Origin of the sequence: Streptomyces sp. NPDC005576, assembly GCF_042871745.1 — a bacterium.
Taxonomy (GTDB): domain Bacteria; phylum Actinomycetota; class Actinomycetes; order Streptomycetales; family Streptomycetaceae; genus Streptomyces.
This window is the reverse complement of sequence record NZ_JBIAJC010000047.1, coordinates 1,954-3,231: the sequence shown is the minus strand read 5'-3', so window position 1 is coordinate 3,231 and position 1,278 is coordinate 1,954. Positions and strand designations below refer to the sequence as shown.

1 rRNA gene (only partly in view) is annotated in these 1,278 nt (G+C 56.3%); it reads left to right on the top strand.

The annotated features are described in order from the left end of the window. The first annotated feature begins 4 nt into the window (after positions 1 to 4). Positions 5 to 1,278 (top strand): 23S ribosomal RNA (locus ACFYPN_RS33590); it runs 1,927 nt beyond the window's last position.

Sequence of the window (1,278 nt, the reverse complement as noted above, 5' to 3'; positions counted from 1 at the left end):
TGTAGGCCAAGTTTTTAAGGGCGCACGGTGGATGCCTTGGCACCAGGAACCGATGAAGGACGTGGGAGGCCACGATAGTCCCCGGGGAGCTGTCAACCTAGCTTTGATCCGGGGGTTTCCGAATGGGGAAACCCGGCAGTCGTCATGGGCTGTCACCCGCTGCTGAACACATAGGCAGTGTGGAGGGAACGAGGGGAAGTGAAACATCTCAGTACCCTCAGGAAGAGAAAACAACCGTGATTCCGGGAGTAGTGGCGAGCGAAACTGGATCAGGCCAAACCGTATGTGTGTGATACCCGGCAGGGGTTGCGCATACGGGGTTGTGGGATCTCTCTTTTACGGTCTGCCGGCTGTGAGACGAGTCAGAAACCGTTGATGTAGGCGAAGGACATGCGAAAGGTCCGGCGTAGAGGGTAAGACCCCCGTAGCTGAAACATCAACGGCTCGTTTGAGAGACACCCAAGTAGCACGGGGCCCGAGAAATCCCGTGTGAATCTGGCGGGACCACCCGCTAAGCCTAAATATTCCCTGGTGACCGATAGCGGATAGTACCGTGAGGGAATGGTGAAAAGTACCGCGGGAGCGGAGTGAAATAGTACCTGAAACCGTGTGCCTACAAGCCGTGGGAGCGTCGCTGTATGTGCTTGCACATGCAGTCGTGACTGCGTGCCTTTTGAAGAATGAGCCTGCGAGTTAGCGGTGTGTAGCGAGGTTAACCCGTGTGGGGAAGCCGTAGCGAAAGCGAGTCCGAATAGGGCGATTGAGTTGCACGCTCTAGACCCGAAGCGGAGTGATCTAGCCATGGGCAGGTTGAAGCGGAGGTAAGACTTCGTGGAGGACCGAACCCACCAGGGTTGAAAACCTGGGGGATGACCTGTGGTTAGGGGTGAAAGGCCAATCAAACTCCGTGATAGCTGGTTCTCCCCGAAATGCATTTAGGTGCAGCGTCGTGTGTTTCTTGCCGGAGGTAGAGCACTGGATAGGCGATGGGCCCCAACGGGTTACTGACCTTAGCCAAACTCCGAATGCCGGTAAGTGAGAGCGCGGCAGTGAGACTGTGGGGGATAAGCTCCATGGTCGAGAGGGAAACAGCCCAGAGCATCGACTAAGGCCCCTAAGCGTACGCTAAGTGGGAAAGGATGTGGAGTCGCAGAGACAACCAGGAGGTTGGCTTAGAAGCAGCCACCCTTGAAAGAGTGCGTAATAGCTCACTGGTCAAGTGATTCCGCGCCGACAATGTAGCGGGGCTCAAGCGTACCGCCGAAGTCGTGTCATTCC